22 protein-coding genes are annotated in these 19,180 nt (G+C 47.6%); 21 read left to right on the forward strand and 1 reads right to left on the reverse strand.

Features of this window, described 5'->3' with window-relative positions:
- Positions 1-142 precede the first annotated feature (142 nt).
- Positions 143-694 (forward strand): hypothetical protein, encoded by a 552-nt coding sequence (locus ACS5WU_RS00580; RefSeq protein ID WP_046443116.1) that lies wholly within the window; start codon positions 143-145, stop codon positions 692-694.
- A complete protein-coding gene (locus ACS5WU_RS00585; RefSeq protein ID WP_302761073.1) occupies positions 678-1,472 on the forward strand; it encodes a TlyA family RNA methyltransferase in 795 nt (264 codons plus the stop codon). The genes ACS5WU_RS00580 and ACS5WU_RS00585 overlap by 17 nt, the downstream gene beginning before the upstream one ends.
- Positions 1,473-1,499: 27 nt before the next feature.
- Here the strand turns inward: ACS5WU_RS00585 and ACS5WU_RS00590 are convergent, their stop codons facing one another.
- Entirely contained in the window at positions 1,500-2,720 is a 1,221-nt protein-coding gene (locus tag ACS5WU_RS00590) for an AI-2E family transporter (RefSeq protein ID WP_052740406.1), read from the reverse strand.
- A 368-nt stretch (positions 2,721-3,088) separates the two neighbouring features.
- Between ACS5WU_RS00590 and gdhA the strand changes: the two genes are divergently transcribed.
- The 19 genes from gdhA (at position 3,089) to pyrE (ending at position 19,141) form a co-directional block, all read left to right on the forward strand.
- Positions 3,089-4,423 (forward strand): NADP-specific glutamate dehydrogenase, encoded by a 1,335-nt coding sequence (gene gdhA / locus ACS5WU_RS00595; protein WP_059108914.1) that lies wholly within the window; start codon positions 3,089-3,091, stop codon positions 4,421-4,423.
- Positions 4,424-4,577: 154 nt separating this feature from the next.
- Positions 4,578-4,898, forward strand: coding sequence for an STAS domain-containing protein (locus ACS5WU_RS00600; protein WP_046443113.1), 321 nt, complete (start codon positions 4,578-4,580; stop codon positions 4,896-4,898).
- Positions 4,895-5,284 (forward strand): ATP-binding protein, encoded by a 390-nt coding sequence (locus ACS5WU_RS00605; RefSeq protein ID WP_059108913.1) that lies wholly within the window; start codon positions 4,895-4,897, stop codon positions 5,282-5,284. Before ACS5WU_RS00600 ends, ACS5WU_RS00605 begins: the two co-directional genes overlap by 4 nt.
- Positions 5,285-5,305: 21 nt before the next feature.
- A complete protein-coding gene (locus tag ACS5WU_RS00610) occupies positions 5,306-6,046 on the forward strand; it encodes a sigma-70 family RNA polymerase sigma factor (RefSeq protein ID WP_052740405.1) in 741 nt (246 codons plus the stop codon).
- A gap of 181 nt (positions 6,047-6,227) precedes the next feature.
- Positions 6,228-6,593, forward strand: a complete 366-nt coding sequence (locus ACS5WU_RS00615) for an ATP-binding protein (protein ID WP_307756813.1) — start codon at positions 6,228-6,230, stop codon at positions 6,591-6,593.
- Between the two features lie 80 nt (positions 6,594-6,673).
- Entirely contained in the window at positions 6,674-7,876 is a 1,203-nt protein-coding gene (locus ACS5WU_RS00620) for a biotin/lipoyl attachment domain-containing protein (protein ID WP_046443110.1), read from the forward strand.
- Positions 7,877-7,880: 4 nt separating this feature from the next.
- On the forward strand, positions 7,881-8,567 hold the full coding sequence (locus ACS5WU_RS00625) for a YggS family pyridoxal phosphate-dependent enzyme (RefSeq protein ID WP_302761365.1): 687 nt from the start codon (positions 7,881-7,883) through the stop codon (positions 8,565-8,567).
- 16 nt (positions 8,568-8,583) lie between these two features.
- On the forward strand, positions 8,584-9,087 hold the full coding sequence (locus tag ACS5WU_RS00630) for a cell division protein SepF (protein WP_046443108.1): 504 nt from the start codon (positions 8,584-8,586) through the stop codon (positions 9,085-9,087).
- Between the two features lie 30 nt (positions 9,088-9,117).
- Positions 9,118-9,792 (forward strand): DivIVA domain-containing protein, encoded by a 675-nt coding sequence (locus tag ACS5WU_RS00635; protein WP_046443107.1) that lies wholly within the window; start codon positions 9,118-9,120, stop codon positions 9,790-9,792.
- A gap of 100 nt (positions 9,793-9,892) precedes the next feature.
- Positions 9,893-10,381: a signal peptidase II gene (gene lspA / locus ACS5WU_RS00640; RefSeq protein WP_046443106.1), complete on the forward strand. Its 489-nt coding sequence runs from the start codon at positions 9,893-9,895 to the stop codon at positions 10,379-10,381.
- Positions 10,362-11,279 carry an RluA family pseudouridine synthase gene (locus ACS5WU_RS00645; RefSeq protein WP_046443105.1) on the forward strand — a complete coding sequence of 306 codons (918 nt, stop codon included), beginning with the start codon at positions 10,362-10,364 and terminating at the stop codon, positions 11,277-11,279. The genes lspA and ACS5WU_RS00645 overlap by 20 nt, the downstream gene beginning before the upstream one ends.
- Before the next feature lie 316 nt (positions 11,280-11,595).
- Positions 11,596-12,150: a bifunctional pyr operon transcriptional regulator/uracil phosphoribosyltransferase PyrR gene (gene pyrR, locus ACS5WU_RS00650; protein WP_046443104.1), complete on the forward strand. Its 555-nt coding sequence runs from the start codon at positions 11,596-11,598 to the stop codon at positions 12,148-12,150.
- A 68-nt stretch (positions 12,151-12,218) separates the two neighbouring features.
- Complete coding sequence (locus ACS5WU_RS00655) at positions 12,219-13,541, forward strand: uracil-xanthine permease family protein (RefSeq protein WP_046443103.1); 1,323 nt, start codon at positions 12,219-12,221, stop codon at positions 13,539-13,541.
- Positions 13,542-13,594: 53 nt separating this feature from the next.
- A complete protein-coding gene (locus ACS5WU_RS00660) occupies positions 13,595-14,875 on the forward strand; it encodes a dihydroorotase (RefSeq protein ID WP_302761370.1) in 1,281 nt (426 codons plus the stop codon).
- Positions 14,856-15,785: an orotidine-5'-phosphate decarboxylase gene (pyrF, locus tag ACS5WU_RS00665; RefSeq protein ID WP_046443101.1), complete on the forward strand. Its 930-nt coding sequence runs from the start codon at positions 14,856-14,858 to the stop codon at positions 15,783-15,785. The genes ACS5WU_RS00660 and pyrF overlap by 20 nt, the downstream gene beginning before the upstream one ends.
- An 11-nt stretch (positions 15,786-15,796) precedes the next feature.
- Entirely contained in the window at positions 15,797-16,861 is a 1,065-nt protein-coding gene (locus ACS5WU_RS00670; RefSeq protein WP_320606862.1) for a carbamoyl phosphate synthase small subunit, read from the forward strand.
- The gene (locus ACS5WU_RS00675; RefSeq protein WP_046443099.1) at positions 16,858-17,631 is read left to right on the forward strand and encodes a dihydroorotate dehydrogenase electron transfer subunit; all 774 of its coding nucleotides are present in this window, start codon (positions 16,858-16,860) and stop codon (positions 17,629-17,631) included. Before ACS5WU_RS00670 ends, ACS5WU_RS00675 begins: the two co-directional genes overlap by 4 nt.
- Positions 17,624-18,535 carry a dihydroorotate dehydrogenase gene (locus ACS5WU_RS00680; protein WP_046443098.1) on the forward strand — a complete coding sequence of 304 codons (912 nt, stop codon included), beginning with the start codon at positions 17,624-17,626 and terminating at the stop codon, positions 18,533-18,535. Before ACS5WU_RS00675 ends, ACS5WU_RS00680 begins: the two co-directional genes overlap by 8 nt.
- A 21-nt stretch (positions 18,536-18,556) precedes the next feature.
- Positions 18,557-19,141, forward strand: a complete 585-nt coding sequence (gene pyrE, locus ACS5WU_RS00685; protein WP_046443154.1) for an orotate phosphoribosyltransferase — start codon at positions 18,557-18,559, stop codon at positions 19,139-19,141.
- The last annotated feature ends 39 nt before the right edge of the window (positions 19,142-19,180 follow it).

A 19,180-nucleotide genomic window follows, 5' to 3' on the forward strand; every position in this document is an offset into this window, starting at 1 on the left:
GATGGGAAACCGCTTCTATCGGCGACGGGAAGCAGGCCCAGGGGAAATCCTACCGGACCATATACTGCAAGGTCTACCCTTATTGCCACCACCTTTTTATAAAAATAGCCGCAGCTTGATCAGGAAAGCTGCGTGGAGAAGCATGAAAGTTATTAAATATTGGACGATCAAGATATTCTTTATTACGTTATTTATTTCCGCAGGCGTATCGGTGGCTGCGGAATATTTTATTTCCAACCTTTCCCTGATTGCGTCCGTCGGAATACTGATTGGGCTGATTGCGATTGGCGTGTTGTTTGACATTGTTGGCGTGGCGTTCGCAAGCTGCGACCAGGCGCCGTTTATTGCGATGTCGGCAAAAAAGAACCAAAAGGCGCATTATGCGCTTAAGATGCTTAAAAATGCGGATGTTGTATCGAATTTTTGTAACGACGTAATCGGCGATATCTGCGGGATCGTCAGCGGCGCTGCTGGCGCGGCGATTACGCTCAAGGCGCTGGTGTTCAACTTTCCTTTCCCGGATATGGCAATTTCCATCGCGATATCTGCGCTGATTGCCGCGGTTACCGTTGCGGGCAAGGCATGGGGGAAGACGATTGCCATGAAGCGAAATAAAGATATTGTGCTTGCGATTGGATCGGTCGCAACCTTTTTCAGCCGTGGCGGGAGGAAAACGAATGAAAAAGAGAATTGACGTGCTGCTCGCGGAAAAAGGGCTCGCAAAAAGCAGGGAGAAAGCGAAAGCGTTGATCATTGCGGGCGAGGTCTTTGTGGGGGGAAAACCCGTGAAAGGGCCTTCCGAAGCCTATGAAGAGGATGCGGAGATCAAAATCCGGCAGGACAGCTGTCCGTATGTCAGCCGCGGCGGCCTGAAGCTTGAAAAAGCGGTAAAGGCTTTCGTATTAGACTTACACGGGAAGGTGTGCATGGATATCGGCGCGTCCACCGGTGGATTTACAGATTGTATGCTGAAAAATGGCGCTTCCTACGTTTATGCGGTGGATGTAGGTTACGGACAATTTGACTGGGGCCTTCGTAACGACAGCCGCGTTAAATTGATGGAGCGGACCAACGCGCGTTACCTTGAAAAGCAGGAACGCCCGGTAGACTTCGTCAGTGTAGATGTGTCGTTTATTTCACTTGGATTGATATTCCCCGCAATCAGCCGTGTGTGCGCGCAGGACGCGCAGGTTGTGACGCTCATCAAGCCGCAGTTTGAAGCGGGCAGGGAACATATAGGGAAAAAAGGCGTCGTGCGCGACGCGCAGGTTCATAAGGACGTGATTGCAAGGTCAGTCGAAATGGCTGCGGAAAACGGCTTCTTTCTTTATGGCCTCACATATTCACCGGTAAAAGGACCAAACGGAAATATCGAATATTTAGCGTACTATAAAACATACAGGGAAGATGCTCTTGAAACGGAACCGCTAACCGGGCAGGTTGTGGACGCCGCGCATTTTGAAATGGATTGAAGAGCCAAATACAATAAAAACAACTTGCTAATTGCCGGCAGGTTTCCGCTTGCCTTTTTTCTTTGGCGAAGATGTAAATGGATCCTTGGGGTACAAATAGCGTTCCCTGGGGATTCCTTTTTTTTCAAGTGAATTATTGATTGCGGCCGTGATGAGCGAATAGATAATTGTGAATACCGGAACGCCCAGCAGCATTCCCCAGAAGCCAAAAAGCCCGCCAAATAAAATCAGGGAAAACAACACCCAGAATGCGGACATCCCAATGTTAAGCCCAACAATTTTTGGCATGACTATATTTCCGTCAATTTGTTGCAGAATCAGTATGAAAATGACAAATGCAAGAGCATACCACGGATCGACGATCAGCAATATGATAGCGCTGGGTATCGCGCCCAAAAACGGACCAAAAAATGGAATAATGTTGGTACAGCCAATGATGACTGCGATAAGAAGCGCATAAGGGAACTGGCAGATCGTCATAAAAATAAAGGTTGTAATTCCTACGAAGGCCGCATCAATAAGGGTTCCGTTGATGAAGCCTAAAAACACATTGTTGGAGTAATGAATGACGTCCAGGAATTTTTCAGCAAAGTGTCTGGAAAACAACGCATAGGTCAGCTTTTTTCCCTGACGCCGGAATTTTTCCCTCGCAAAAATCACATAGATACTGACGATCATTCCTACAAAAAAATTGAAAAGGCCGGTGCCTACGCTCGAAATAAATACGGGAAGGCTGGATATCAGCTTGTCAAAAAATGCGGAAATATCCAGGAAAGTAGCGCGAAGCGCGTCCAGATGTTCCGCTATTTGCGGCGTATAGATATTCCAGGATTGAAGCAGTCCAACGACTGAGTTCTGAAGCGAATCGAGGTAGTGGGGAATATTATTAAACAGCATGGTAATACTGTCAATAAGCTGTGGTATGATGAAGTATACGAGCAATGCGAAAATAACAAATACGATCAATATAATCGTGACGATAGAAAGGCTGCGCCTGAGCCGCGGATGCGGTTTTTTTCGTTCCACAAATCCAAACCAGTGTTTTTCAGCGAAACGGCAGGGCCGTACCAACAGGTACGCGATACAAAAACCTGTAATAAAAGGCGCAAGGATTGAAAAAAGCGCCGCGATCGCCGTACCGAAAAAGGTAATGTTCAGAAAAAACAGCACGATCAGCGTAATGACCGTAGCGACGATGATGGTATAGACTGCGATTGTCGTATATTTTTTGTTCCATTCAACTTTCATGCAATATGCTCCCTGAGAATGATACTTTCATTATACAGGAAGCGAAGGAAGATGCACAGAAAAAGATTTGAAGAAAAACAAAAGCAACACTTTAAACGATAGTGCTGCCTCTGCAATGTATTGGTCCCCACCAATATAACAATTTTATGGATATATTGTATCAAAAGGTGTGAAATTAATCAAGTTTGTTTCAAAAAATGGAACGGCAAGCAATGAAATGAAAGAGAAATAATAAAAAATTGCAAAAACTTTCAAAATTATCGCCAAAAAACACTACAAAAACCTTGTTTTTGAATTTTAATACTGATATAATGTCATTATGAATTTAAAAGAGAACTAATTTTTAGCGAAGTCTTGGAGGTTTTCAAATGTCTTATGTAAAAAATGTTTTAGAACAGGTAAAAGAGAAAAACCAAAACCAGCCTGAATTCATACAGGCCGTGTCGGAAGTTCTTCCCACACTGGAACCGGTATTTACAAAGCATCCGGAATATGAGAAGGCTGCTTTGCTTGAACGGCTTGTAGAGCCGGAACGTGTCGTGATGTTCCGTGTGCCGTGGGTAGATGATAAAGGAAACGTACAGGTAAACCGCGGAATGCGCGTTCAGTACAACAGCGCGATTGGGCCGTATAAAGGCGGCCTCAGGCTGCATCCTTCCGTGAACCTCGGTATCATCAAATTTTTAGGATTTGAACAGGTGTTTAAAAACAGCCTTACGGGAACGCCGATCGGCGGCGGAAAAGGCGGAAGCGACTTTGATCCGAAGGGCAAAAGCGATAACGAAGTGATGCGTTTCTGCCAGGCGTTTATGTCTGAGCTGTATCGCCACATCGGCCCGGATACAGACGTTCCGGCAGGCGATATCGGCGTAGGCGCAAGGGAAATTGGTTATCTGTTCGGAATGTACAAAAAGCTTACGAACCAGTATTGCGGTATCCTGACAGGCAAAGGGCTTGAGTATGGCGGAAGTCTTGCGCGTAAGGAAGCGACGGGTTATGGGCTCATATACTTCATGAAGGAAGTAATTGAAGCAAAAGGCAAATCCTTCAAAGATGCGACAGTCGTTATTTCCGGCTCGGGCAACGTTGCAATTTATGCGACGGAAAAGGCGCAGGAATACGGCGCAAAGGTAGTTGCGCTTTCCGACTCCAACGGATATATTTACGATCCGGACGGCATCAAGCTCGATATCGTCAAGGACATCAAGGAAGTACGCCGCGGCAGGATTAAGGAATATGCGGATACGGTAAAAGGCGCGGAATACCACGAAGGCTGCAGCGGCATCTGGACGATCAAATGCGATATCGCCCTTCCGTGCGCAACGCAGAACGAGCTGAATGAAGAATCGGCAAAAGTACTTGTAAAGAACGGCGTATATGCAGTTGGCGAGGGCGCAAATATGCCTACGACAATCGAAGGAACGGGTGTGTTCCAGTCCTCCGGCGTATTGTTTGCTCCGGGTAAGGCTGCGAATGCGGGCGGCGTTGCAACATCGGCGCTTGAAATGTCACAGAACAGCCTGAGACTGCCCTGGACGTTTGAAGAAGTAGACCAGAAGCTGCACCAGATCATGATCAACATCTATAAACAGTGCGAGCAGGCTTGCAAAGAATATGGCTGCGAGGATAACTTTGTTGCAGGTGCGAATATTGCGGGCTTTACAAAGGTCGCAAGCGCTATGATGGCGCAGGGGATTGTTTAATCAGAGACGATAAAAACTCCATAGAATCGAAAAAGGCGGCAGGAAATTTCAGTTCCTCCCGCTTTTTTCGTTTAATGAAAAACTGATTTGTTTATAAATGTAGCGGAGTTATTTTGCTCAAATTTCAATAAAAATTTTTTGGAGGTGTTTCGTTTTGGAAATACAGGTAACTTATGACGCGCGCGACAATAAAATATTGGCGCAGATGGAGGGGGATCTTGACCTCAACAGTGTCAATGAATTCAAGCGTGTGATGGATGAGGCGATCAGTACAAATAAAACAGACGTATCGGTGGACTGTGCGGAGCTTCGTTACATTGATTCCACGGGGCTTGGCGTATTGGTCAGTATCCTGAAAAAGGTGAAGGAATACGGCGGTAAAATGCAGATTTTGGAATTGAAGCCATATCTGTTTAAAATATTCGACGTAACGGGCCTTACGAATGTTTTTGAAATTGAGGTGGCCGAACAATGAGTGAAGTGATAAAGATGCAATTCCCCGCGAAGAGGGAATATATTAAGGCAATACGTCTTGCCGTATCGGGGATCGCCTGTAATATCGATTACAATGTAGATGAGATTGAAGACCTCAAAGCTTGCGTTGCAGAAGCCTGTATTTTGTTTCTGTGCAGGCAGGCAAGCGATGGGCTTGAGATTACGCTTGGCTGCGACGATGCGATTCGTGTGAGCGTACGCGGAACAGGGAATATGAAGATGTGTGAGGAATGCACGGATTGTACCGGGTTTTCTGAGGAAATCAGCCGCCTTATGATTGAATCGTTGAGCGACGATGCAGATTTCCATGAAGAAAACGGTGTTTTGCAGGAAGTGACTTTTTCAAAGAAGCCCATGGTTCAATAATACAGAAACGAGGAATTTGCAGTGGCAGATTATGCAAAAATGGACAGCGACGAGCTGTTTAAATTATATGTGGTGGATCATGACGTCGACTTGAGGAACCTGCTTATCGAGCGCTATCTTTATATTGCAGAGATCGCCGCAAAGAAGTTTGCGGGGCGCGGCGTGGATTATGAGGACCTGTACCAGGTGGCGAGTCTCGCGCTTGTCAAGGCAATCGAACGGTTTGAGCCGGAACGCGGAATCAAATTTTCCAGTTATGCGACGCCTTCCCTGATCGGCGAGATCAAAAACTATTTCAGGGATTCGTCACGTGTGATGCGTCTTCCGCGACGCGATACGGAGCAGCTTAAAAAGATCAAGCTTTATACCCAGGAATATATGGCGCAGAATGGCAGGAAGCCTTCGCCAAAGGAGATTGCCGCAGAGCTTGAGATATCGGTGGAGCGTGTGCTCGAGGTTTTGGAAATGCAGCAGGCGGATAACATGCTGTCTCTGGACAGCGCGCTTGCAGACAGCGAAAACTTTTCACTGGGCAACGTCCTTGGCCAGGAAGACGCAAGCTTTGAGCATGTCGAGAATCACGATTTTATCACTTACTGTATGAGCCTTTTGAACGATACGGAGAAAAAAATTATCGAAGAACGCTACCTCAGGAATAAGACGCAAAAGCAGGTTGCCGATATTCTTAACGTATCGCAGATGCAGGTGTCGCGTATGGAGCGCAAGATATTAGGCAAGCTTGCGATGGTCTATAAAAAGTAAAACATGGCAGCCTGACAGGAATGATGTTTTGGCGGTTACGCCACCGGCATGAAAATATCATCGTATTCACACAAAGTTCATACATTTTTTGTTAACGGACTGACTTCGAGGGGTAAATATGCCTCAAAAGATTCACAAGGTAGGGGTATGAAAATTGTTAATCAGAAAAAGACTTTTCAGTTTGGATGAATTGAACGACGCAGTAAAATCGGTCATTTTGGGAATCGAGGAGGAGAAACACCTGAACGACGAACAGATGTACCGTATCCGACTCATTCTGAGCGAGCTTGTAATGAATATTTTCAAATATTCGGATGCAAAAGAGGTTCGGTTGAGTGCAGAATACAAACAGAATAAGCTGCATATCGTGCTTGCGGACGATGGAAGCGGTTTTGAAGCGGGAAGCGTGATCAGGCGGGATATTAAGCAGCAGGAGGTTCTTTTAAAGGAAAATGGCAGGGGGGTTTACCTTGTCAGGATGATGACGGATACGCTTCGGTACAGCGAAGCGGGAAATGAAGTGGATGTGACATTAACGCTAGGATAATTCCTCTGAATGTGGTATAATACTAAAAAATATTGCATGAATGCAGTTACGTATTGATACCGACTGAAGAGGATGATTTTATGGCAACAGGCAGGAGGCCGCCAAGAAGGCGGGCCAATCCAAAATTTTATATTTTCATTGGAATCATAGCCGCTGCGGCGGTTGCGGCAATTTTTTTTCTGACCAACATCCAGACCGCAGTGGTGGAAGATGGGACGATTCCCTTTGAAACGACGGTTCCGGTTGTGGTTGTAAGGGACGAACAGATTATTACCGTTCCAAATTACGGAAAGGTGCAGTACATCGTACAGGAAGGAGAACGCGTAGAGGCGGAAACTCCTGTGGCGAATGTTTACAAATGGGGCTATAACGATCAGGTCATGAACGACCTGATTGAAATACAGACCAAAATAGAGCAGTATCAGCAAACGCAGCTTGAAAAAGCAGGCGGGGATGAGCAGCTGGCAAGCTATAATAGTCAGATCGCGCAGAAAACGGCAGAGGTTTCAGGCATAATAGGCGGAGCGGAGGGGAGTATCCTCACCGCGGAACGGGAGCTTAAAGACCTGATGGCGCAAAAGCAACAGTATTTGCGGGATACCGTAGCGGCCGATCAGCAGTTGCAGACCTATTACGATAAGGAAGAGCAGCTTAAAGCAAGGGTAGACAACGACTGGCTGGAGGTCATGAACGCACCGGCCGAGGGGGTTGTCAGTTTTTATTTTGACGGAATGGAAGGCACGCTCAATGCAGCGCGCATCAAAGAGATTACTTCTGCGGATGTTTTGGACGTATTGAACGGTACGACAAAAAGCCAGCAGGAGTCTTCGGATGAGGGCGCTGAAAAGCAGATTTATCGCCTCGTAAATAATTTCAAATGGTATCTGGTGGTGCGCAGCGATCAGGAAATACCGGAATTTGCAAATGATAACTCGTTTTCAATCGCATTTGACGATTACATCAGCAGGCAATATCAGGGGATTGTTGTTGGTAATGTAAAAGAAGAGGACGGTTACGTTTATGCAATCGAAATCGACGACGATATCGGAGAGCTGCTGAATGCGCGCAGGACAGACGCAAAGGTGTATACACAGTTTACAGGCTTGAAGGTGCCGGAAAAAGCCCTGCGGGAAGAGGATGGAGTGACCGGCGTGAACGTCGTTGTCGGACGGGAGAAAACATTTGTTCCGGTTACGGTGAAAATACAAAAGGACGGCAGCGCAATCGTTGTGCCGGTGGCGGAAAACAGTCCGCTGATGGCGAATCAGCACGTTGAGGTATAGCAGAATGGGACTTGTGGAAAATATTAAAATTGTAGAAGATAAAATAGCCCGGGCGGCAGAAAAGGCCGGTGTAAATCCGGATGGGATCGAGCTTGTGGCGGTATCGAAAACAGTGAATGCAGACGTTGTAAAAGAGGCCTACGATGCGGGTTTGCGTACCTTTGGGGAAAATCGCGTGCAGGAACTCCTGAAAAAAGAGGAAATTTTGCCGCATGATATCAAATGGAATCTAATTGGACAGTTGCAAACGAACAAAGTTAAGTATATAATGGAAAATAAGGTATTTTTGGTACATTCCCTGGATCGATTTTCCCTCGCGCAGGAATTGCAAAAGGAATGCGTGAAAAAAGACGTGTCGGTTGATGCGCTCATGCAGGTGAATATTGCGAAAGAGGATACGAAATCCGGGCTTTTTCTGGAGGATGTGGATCCGTTTCTGGAAAGCATTGCCGGTTTTGACCGGATACGCCTTAAGGGGGTTATGACGATTGCGCCTTACACAGACGACCACGCTTATTTACGCGGGGTGTTCGCGCAGGCAAAGTCGCTTTTTGATTCATTAAAGAATCAATACCCGGCATTCGAATACCTGTCGATGGGCATGTCGAATGATTATGAAGATGCAATTTTGGAGGGGGCCAATATGGTGCGTGTAGGCACTGCCATATTCGGCGATAGAATCTATCAATAACTAGGAGGCTTACTTTATGGCTAAAATTGGAGACAAATTATTATCTTTTATCGGACTGGAGTCTACGGATGAGGAAGAGTACGACAACGAGTATGACGATCAGGACATGATGGAAGATGATTTGGATTTTCCGCCGGATGATTTTGTTGCTCCGGCTCCTGTGGAAGAAAAAAAATTCTCGAAGAAGAATAGAGGAGAGACGGCGAAAGTGGTTGGCATTCCGGATACAAGTAAAGTACGCGTTCTGATTTACAAACCGGTATCTTATGAAGATACGCAAAGCATTATCGATAATCTGAAGGAGAAAAAACCGATTATCGTAAATTTGGATGAGCTTGATACTGATGTGGCGCAGAGAATCCTTGATTTTGTAAGCGGCGCGGTATATGCGCTCAACGGCAATATCAGGAAAGCGGCAAGAAATATTTTTGTCGTAGCTCCTTATAATGTTGATGTTTCCACAAATGCGGCGGAGGCGATTGACGACTTTGGATTCAGCAGCTATTTGGAACGGGAATAACCGGAGACGGTATGATTGAGGTAATTGTGGATGAATATTACGCCTAAGGATATATTAGAAAAAGAATTTGGGAAAAAATTTAACGGATACGATCAGGAACAGGTCGATGAGTTTTTGGATGAAATCATCAAGCAGTTTGAATCCCTTTTGGAAGAGAACGAGAACGTGATTGCCAAAAATGAGGAGATGAAATCTGAGATTGCCAGGCTTAAGCTAAAGGCTGATAAGCTTGAGAATATCGAAGAAAAGCTGATGGCAACCGTTATTACAGCGCAAAGAAATGCAACAATGTATATTGAAAAAGCGGAAATTCAGGCACAAAAGATCATGGACGTTGCAAACCAGAATGCGAAAACCGTGATTGAGAGCACGCAGCTTCGAATGGAGGCCGCAAAGCAGGAAATCAAAAAATATGAAAAGCAGGTTGCGGATTATAAGCGGCGCTTCCGCCTGTTCCTGGAAGACCAGATGGCATATGCGGAATCCAAGCTGGAGAATGAAGACGTACTGGGACAGCAGGCGGCTGAAATCAGCCAGTCGATCAATAACCTCACAAACCAGATGATGGACATTGACAACGATTCACAGAATACCAGCATCCGCCTGAACGAAATATTGAGACAATCAAAAGATGAGACAGAGCATGATTTTAAGCAAAGTACTGCAAACCTGCAGGAAATTGTAAATGAAATCATAGACGACTGATAAAAATGTGAATACCGCCTGATCAGCAGGCGGTATTTTTTTTTCGCAAATTCTGTGATATGATAGTACGGTAAATGTATGTTACGGATGGGAGCATTTTATGATTTATGTAATTCTGATTGCGGCGATCCTTGTTGGAGACCAGGTTGCAAAGTATTTTACGGCGGCGAACCTTGCGGTAGGCCAGTCGGTAACGTTTATTCCAGGGTTTATGGATTTTACTTATGTGCAAAATACGGGGGCCGCGTTCAGTATGTTCAGCAATGCGACATGGCTGCTGGCGCTTTTATCCGGCATTATGGCAGTCGTCGTCATTTATCTGTTGTTTAAATTCAAAAAACGTCTCAACTCAAAGCTGTTCAATATCGCAATGGCGTTTATAGCTGCTGGCGCGATTGGAAACCTGATTGACCGTGTGGCGCATGGATTTGTGATCGATATGATGGAATTTACCTTTGTGAATTTTGCGGTATTCAACGTGGCGGATTGCTTTGTAACGTTTGGTGCGATTATGCTTGCGGTCTATATTCTGTGGTTTTGGGATAAGCACAAGAAAGCGGAGAAAAAGGATGCCGACGCTCAGGAATAAAGCGGAGGCGAACGGCTCCAAACGCCTCGACGCATATCTGGCTGAGGAATATCCGCAATATTCCCGCTCGTTTTTGAAGAACCTGACCTTGCAGGGGAATATCCTTTTGAATGGGAAACCGGCAAAAGCGGGGGCCAAGGTAAAAGCGGGCGACGAGATTGTGCTTGAAATACCCGAGGCGGAAGAAGTTTCAGTCAGGCCTGAGGATATTCCAATCAATATCATCTATCAGGACGAAGATATTGCCGTTGTAAACAAAGCGCAGGGCATGGTGACGCACCCGGCGCCGGGCAACTATGAAGGAACGCTCGTAAATGCGCTGATATACCATCTGAAGGACCTTTCGGGGATCAACGGGGAGCTTCGCCCGGGAATCGTACACCGGCTTGACAAGGATACGTCCGGCCTGCTCGTGATAGCGAAAAACGACGCGGCCCATAAAAGTCTCAGTGCACAGATCGCAGAAAAAAGTGCGAAACGGATTTATCTTGCGCTTGTCTATGGCAATATCAAATCGGATACGGGAACGATCAAAACGCAGATTGGCAGGGATCCGCGGGACCGCAAAAAGATGGCTGTGGTACGGGATGGACGCGAAGCAGTGACAAATTACAGGGTTCTTTGCCGTTATGATGGATATACGCTGGTGGAGTGCGCGCTGCAGACGGGGCGGACGCACCAGATACGCGTCCACCTCAAGCATATGGGGTTTCCTGTAGTCGGTGACCGTGTATATACAAAACAAACGGACAAATTCAGGCTGAATGGGCAGCTTTTGCACGCATATAAGCTGGAGCTTACGCACCCGCGGACAGGAGAGAGAATGAAGTTTTGCGCTCCGCTGCCGGACTATTTCAAAAAGGTGCTGCGATCTTTACAGAATAAAAACGAAGCGTAGCACACGTTGTGCGTATGAAACTGTTCTCTGTACAAGGTGAGTTGGCCCAAGGAGGCAAGAGGCGGCCACCGGGGGGAAGCAATATCCAGCAAATGTTGCCTGAGCAATAATTTGAGAAATTGTAACAAAAAAGTGTAAAAAGCGATTGAATCAGGATGCCAAATTTGCTATACTGGTTCATAGAGAAAATTATACCTTTAAACAGGTCCGTTGAGAGGCCGTAAGGTGACATAAGAAAGTTTTTGTGTGCCTTGCTGTGTCTTTTGGGGAAAAGATGTACCAAGGCTTTTTTTGTGGAATGATTGGGGAGAAGAACATGGAAGGCATCAAAAAAACGACGATTATGGATGCGGAAACGATGCAGCGTACATTAAAGCGCATTGCCCATCAGATCATTGAAAACACAGACGGCGCAAAAGAGCTCGTGTTTATCGGCATCGAGCGGCGCGGCGTTACGATTGCCCAGCGCATTGCAGGTTATGTTAAGGAATTTGAAGGCGTTGATATTGAAATCGGCACGCTTGACATTACTTTTTACCGGGACGACCTTTCCAAAAATTCGGATCAGCCGGTTGTAAATGAGTCTCATTTTGGTTTTAACGTAGACGGCAAAAAAATCATTCTGGTTGACGACGTTTTATATACAGGGCGTACCGCACGCGCTGCAATGGATGCGATTATGGATACAGGACGGCCGCAGTTTATCAAGTTTGCAGTACTTGTGGATCGTGGCCACAGGGAGCTTCCAATCCGCGCAGATTTTGTAGGTAAAAACGTGCCGACCGCAACGCATGAGGTCATTTCCGTAAAGGTGACCGAATTTGACAATGAAGAAAGCGTAACGATCTGCGACCGTAAAAACGGCGACTAATCCTGTCCTTTTGTGGGCGGGCTTTTTTATACTATGGTTTCATCTATTTACTATTTGGGAGGTATCGTATGGACAAAACAATCGAACAACAGCAGCAGGGATTGGGTAAAAAAATGATCCTTGGCTTCCAGCATCTGTTCGCCATGTTTGGCGCGACTGTGCTGGTACCGCTCCTCACCGGACTGAATCCGGCAGTCGCAATTTGCTGCGCAGGAATTGGAACACTGATTTTCCACCTGATTACAAAGGGCAAAGTGCCTGTGTTCCTTGGCTCGAGCTTTGCATTCATTGGCGTGATCATCATCGTTGCAACGCAGATCAGCGGGGTGGATCCATCGGTAGAAGGGTTCCTTGCTTCGCCGGAATACCAGGCTGCGCTGCCGTATGTGGCAATCGGAATTATGTGTGCTGGCGCGCTGTACCTGATTTTAGCGCTGCTTGTGAAGCTTATTGGCGTAAAACGAGTCATGTCGATTTTCCCGCCTGTAGTGACCGGGCCGATGATTATGGTGATCGGACTGACGCTGGCGCCTACAGCCTTTAATAATATCATCACGGCTCCCGCTGCGGAGGGCGTGCCGGATATTCTGTGGCTTCGGTGGGTGATCGCGCTTATTGTCGTTGTGACAATGGTAGTAATTTCCATTTTTGCGAAGGGATTTTTCAAACTGGTACCGATCATCGTTGCGATCGCCGTCGGTTACGTTAGCGCGGCGCTGATGGGGCAAGTGGATTTCTCCGGATTCCAGAATGGGGCAAACCTTGGATTCCAGGTGCCATCCTTCAATTTCTTCTTTACGCATGAGTTGAATCCGGCAGGAGTAATTACTTCGATTGCGATCATAGCGCCAACCGCAATCGTTACATTTATGGAGCACATTGGGGACATTACGACAAACGGCGCAGTTGTGGGTAAGAACTTCCTTGAAGATCCGGGCCTGCACAGAACGCTTGCGGGCGATGGGATCGCAACGATGGTTGCAGGGCTGCTCGGCGGACCGGCAAACACAACGTATGGCGAAAACACGGGCGTGCTGGCTGTGACCAAAAACTATAATCCGTCTACGCTTCGGATCGCTGCGGTATTTGCTATCATTATCAGTTTCTTTGGTATATTCACAGCCTTCCTTGGATCGATTCCGGGCGCTGTTATGGGCGGGGTATCGATCATGCTGTTTGGTATGATTGCAACGATTGGCTTACGTACGCTTGCAGAAGCAAAGCTGGACTTTTCGCACAGCCGCAACCTGATCATTGTATCGTTGATGCTGGTAATTGGCCTTGGGCTTTCCGGAGGCATCCAGTTCTCTGAATCCTTCACGCTCTCGAATATCTTCCTGAGCGCACTTGCAGGCATTATACTGAACCTGGTATTGCCGAAAAACATTTAACTTTAAGACCTGCGGGCGGGTTTTCCGCCCGTGGGCAATCATAAAGGAGAAACATGACCTTACTGATTAAAAATTGCACGATTGTGAATGCAGACGGGATGCAGCCTGATATGGATATTATGATCCGTGAGGGGCGCATTGCCGAAATAAATACGAATATAACGGAACGGGCAGGAGTGGAAATCGATGCGAAAGGATTATATGCCTTTCCGGGTTTTTTAGACCTGCATAGCCACCTGCGCGATCCGGGGCTTACACATAAAGAAGACATTGCGACGGGTACGAGGGCCGCTGCAGCGGGCGGTTATACAGCGGTATGCTGTATGCCAAACACGAAGCCTGTGATTGACAGCGAGAAGACGGTCCGCTATATCATAGAAAAAGCAGAGAAGGAAGGATTTACGGACGTACTGCCGGTGGCCTGCATTACATGCGGTATGCAGGGCGGCGCATTGACGGACTTTGAAAAGCTGCGGGATGCGGGTGCAGTCGCGTTTTCAGACGACGGTTTGCCGGTTGCAGGGGATGAAGTCATTCTTTGCGCGATGGAGTATTCCAAAAAGCTTGGAATGCTTCTGATGCTGCACGAAGAAGACCTTGAACTGCGCGGACAGGGCGTTGTACATGATGGGGAAAATGCCAAAAAGGCCGGGCTTGCCGGTATACCGCGCGCAGTGGAGGAAAGTATGACGGCGCGCGATATCTTTTATGCGGAAAAGCTTGATGCTCCGATCCACATCTGCCATGTTTCAACGGCAGGCAGCGTGGAGCTTGTCCGCAGGGCAAAAAAGAGGGGCGTGCCTGTGACCTGTGAGACGGGGCCCCATTATTATTCCATCACTGACGAAAAAATAGCAGACCGGAACCCAAACGCAAAGGTAAATCCGCCATTGCGTGAAATGAGCGATCTGCTTGCAATACGGCAGGGAATCGCAGACGGCACGATCGATGCAATCGCAACGGACCACGCGCCGCACAGCGAACAGGAAAAGGCGCAGGAAATGGAAGCAGCGCCGTTTGGCATGATCGGTTTTGAAACAGCGTTTGCGCTTACGGTGACAAACCTGCTCGAAACGGGCGTGATCAGCCTTGAAGATATCGCCCGCTTATTAAGCAAAAGGCCTAATGAGCTGCTGAAAAGAGAGGGTGGAGAAATCAAAAAAAATGCCCCGGCAGACATTACATTATGCGACATCCACGAGAAATTCGTGTATAATAAAGAAGAAATTGTTTCAAAGGCAAAAAACAGCCCGTTTCTGGGAATGGAGCTGAAAGGCCGGGTAAACTATACAATCAGGAAGGGGACCATTACCTATGATAGACAGGCTCATTGAAGATATCGTAAGGAAACAGAGCCCAATTTGCGTAGGACTCGATACTAAATTTGATTATATTCCCGCGGATTTTTTGTCTCGCGAATATTCTATGAATCCGCTGCAATACGCTGCGTCGAATATTTTCCAGTATAACTGTACTTTGATTGACGCGATTGCGGACATCGTTCCCGCGGTCAAGGTGCAGGCCGCATATTATGAAATGTATGGCTGCGAGGGTATGAAGGCCTTCCACGATACGATTGTATATGCCAAAAATGCCGGACTTGTGGTGATCGCGGATGTGAAGAGAAACGATATCGGTGCGACTGCTACCGCATATTCGAGCGCATATCTTGGCAGGACAAAAATCGGGGATGAGGAAATTCCCGTATTTGACGCGGATTTCGCGACAGTGAACGGGTATCTTGGGACAGACGGTATCGCGCCGTTTGTGGAAGACTGTAAAAAGTACAAAAAGGGAATCTTCGTACTGGTTAAGACTTCCAACAAAAGCTCCGGAGAGCTGCAGGACCTCAAAATTGAGGGCAAAACGGTGTATGAACGCATGGCGGATTTTGTGGAGCAATGGGGCAGTGAATGCGTTGGAAAGTATGGCTTTTCTGCAGTAGGCGCCGTGATTGGCGCAACCTATCCGGAACAGGCCGAAAAGATACGCGAAGCGCATCCGGGACTCTTTGTACTGATACCCGGTTATGGCGCACAGGGCGGCAGCGCACAGGGGCTTGTGCCTAATTTTGATAAAAAGGGCCTCGGCGGAATCGTAAATAATTCCCGGGCGATTTTAACAGCATACCAAAATGAAAAATATGCGGGAATGCAGTTTGACATCGCGGCGCGGGAAGCGACGCTCAATATGCAACGCGATATACTCGATACATTTGACAAAAATGGAATCGCTTATGAATGAGGGGTAAAGTAATGGCGTATCTGACACTGGAAGATGGAACGATCTTCAAAGGGGAAGCCTTTGGAGCGAAAATCGATATTATGGGTGAGGTTGTGTTTAATACGGGCATGACGGGATATCAGGAGGTGCTCACCGATCCGTCCTATTGCGGGCAGATCGTGACAATGACGTATCCGCTGATTGGCAATTACGGCATCGATGAAGAAATTTCGGAATCGGCAGGGCCGAATGTACGTGCGTTTGTCATGCGCGAAATGTGTATGCAGCCTTCTAATTGGAACTGTAAGGAGACACTTCAGGAATACCTTGAAAAATATAATGTCGTAGGCCTGGCGGGAATAGATACACGCGAGCTGACGCGGAAAATAAGGGATAAGGGAACCATGCACGGCATCATAACACAGGTGCCGCCGTCTGTTCACCAGATTGAAGAGATGCAGGCTTATGAATTTGAAAAGCCTGTGGAAGCAATGACCTGCAAAGAAAAATATCAATATTGTGACGGCACGAGAAAGCTTGCGGTGCTTGACTTCGGACTCAAAAGAAACATCCTGCGCAGCCTGGCAAAGCGCGACTGCGCGCTTACGGTTTTCCCGGCGCTTACACCGCCGGAGGAGATATTGAAGGGCGGATACGACGGCCTGATTCTGACAAATGGTCCGGGAAATCCCAAGGATAATCCGCAGATTATTGAGAATTTGAAAAAACTGATCGGAGAGCTTCCGATTTTTGGAATTTGTCTTGGGCACCAGCTTGTAGCGCTCGCAATGGGGGCGGATACGGAAAAGCTGAAATATGGACACCGCGGCGCAAACCACCCTGTGAAGGATATGCAGAAAAACAAGGTGTATATCACGTCGCAGAACCATGGCTATACGATCATGAGCCGTTCGCTGCCGGGATGCGCTGTGGTTTCGCATAAAAACTGGAACGACCAGACAATCGAAGGCGTAAAGTATATCGGATATCCGATGTTCACGGTGCAGTTTCATCCGGAAGCGGCGCCGGGGCCGGAGGATACCGCATATCTGTTTGACGAATATATAGAATTGATAGACAGGAACAGGAAGATATGATCAAAAAGCATACGACGGAAAGGGTGCTGAGCAATGAACTCATTGCACAGAATACCTATTTGATGAAGCTTACATGCAGCGAGGATGCGATGCGGTTTTACAGGCCGGGGCAGTTTGCGCATATAGAGATACCGCACGCGCGTGAGCTTCTTTTAAGAAGGCCGATCAGTATTAATTATGTAGATTTTGAAAAAAAAGAGGTACATATTGCCTATAATGCCATTGGCAAAGGAACAAAGCTGCTTTCTCTGGTGCGCCCGGGAGATACGCTTGATGTGCTCATGCCTATGGGGAACGGTTTTATGCTCAAGGATGATATGAAAAAGGTATGGCTGATCGGCGGAGGGATCGGCATCGCTCCGTTAAAGTCGTTATCCTGTAAATATCCGGACAGGGAATATACCGCTTTTCTGGGGTATCGGTCCAAAGAATGCGTATACCAGATACAGGATTTTGAAAGCTTTGCAACAACCCATGTGGCGACGGATGACGGGACATTCGGCGTCGCCGGGTTTTGTACAAATCTCCTTGCGGATGAACTCAGCAAGGATAAGCCGGACGTAATCCTTGCGTGCGGCCCGTTGGTATTTTTCAGGACGCTTGCCAGGGTGATTGGCGACGTACCGGCTTTCGTATCCATGGAGCAGCATATGGGCTGTGGAACAGGCGGCTGCGCAACATGCGTGTGCAAGATAGGCGGCGAATACAAAAAGGTGTGTACGCAGGGACCGGTATTTGACATCAGGGAGGTTGACGCGCTTTATGAATGATATGAGAGTGAATATTGCGGGGGTAGAACTTAAAAATCCTGTTATCACGGCGTCGGGAACCTTTGGCTTTGCAGAGGAATACGGGCTGCATATGGATGTCGCAAAGCTTGGCGCCTTTACGCTAAAGGCGCTTACCAGAGAAAGCAGGCTTGGAAATCCGCCGGTGCGAATTGCGGAGACAGCAAGCGGAGCGCTCAACTCTGTCGGTTTGCAGAATCCGGGAGTGGATGAGTTTTTGCGGACGATCTACCCAAGGATACGTAAGATCGATACGGTAAAGATAGCGAACATAGCAGGCGCGTGCGTGGAGGATTATGTTTACGTAGCGGAAAAGCTCAACGATACGGACATAGAGCTTTACGAGGTGAACGTTTCCTGCCCAAATGTAAAGCATGGCGGTGTGAATTTTGGCACAGACGCCCGGACATTGCGCGGCGTGGTGGAGGAAGTGAAAAAAGTATCAAAAAAGCCGCTGATCGTGAAGCTGACGCCCAATGTAACGAAAATTACGGATATGGCAAAAGCAGCAGTGGATGGAGGAGCGGATGCGCTTTCCCTGATTAATACCATTACAGGAATGGCGATCAATGCGCGCACGCGCAGGCCTGTCCTTGCAAACGTGACGGGAGGCCTGTCCGGACCGGCAATCAAACCGGTTGCGCTTCGTATGGTATGGGAAGTATTCCAGGCAGGGCTTTCTGTGCCGATCATCGGTATGGGCGGCATCATGACGGGCGAAGACGCCGCGGAGTTTATGGTTGCGGGCGCTGACGCAGTGATGGTGGGAACGGCGACCATGCGTAATCCCTCCGCATCGGTAGAAATCGCCGAAGAGCTCGAGCGCTTTGCGCAAGAGCTGGGAACTGAAAAAATTACAGAGCTTACGGGAACGCTGAATATATAAAGGAAAGGAAAAAGCATTATGATGACAAGAGAAGAGATCATTGCTGTATTCAAAGAAAAAGAGGTGATGCTGGAGGGGCATTTTCTGCTGACCTCAGGGAGGCATTCCGATAAATATATGCAGTGTGCAAAGCTGTTCCAGTATCCGGATGTTTCAGAAATGATTTGCCGGCAGTTGGCGGAGCAGTTTTCAGATATGGATATCGACCTTGTGGTGGGGCCGGCAGTTGGCGGTATCATTATGGCATACGAAATGTCGCGCCAGCTTGGCGTAAAGAACATATTTGCGGAACGCGAAAATGGGAAAATGACGCTGCGCAGGGGCTTTGAGGTTCCAAAAGGCGCGAAAATACTCGTTACGGAGGATGTTGTGACTACCGGCGGCTCTGTGAAAGAGGTTATTGAGCTTCTGGATGGAATGGGCGCACAGGTGATGGCTGTGGGCAGCGTTGTAGACAGGAGCGCTGGAAAAGTCGATTTTGGCGTGCCGTTCCGCGCAGTGCTTTCCATGGAAGTAAAATCGTATGAAGCGGACGAATGCCCGATTTGTAAAACGGGCGCGCAGCTTGTGAAGCCGGGCAGCAGGAAGCTTCCACAGGCTAAATAATAAAACAGGGGCGTAAGTAACGCCCCGCGATTGACCGGT

The organism is Christensenella sp. KGMB01412, from assembly GCF_055522415.1.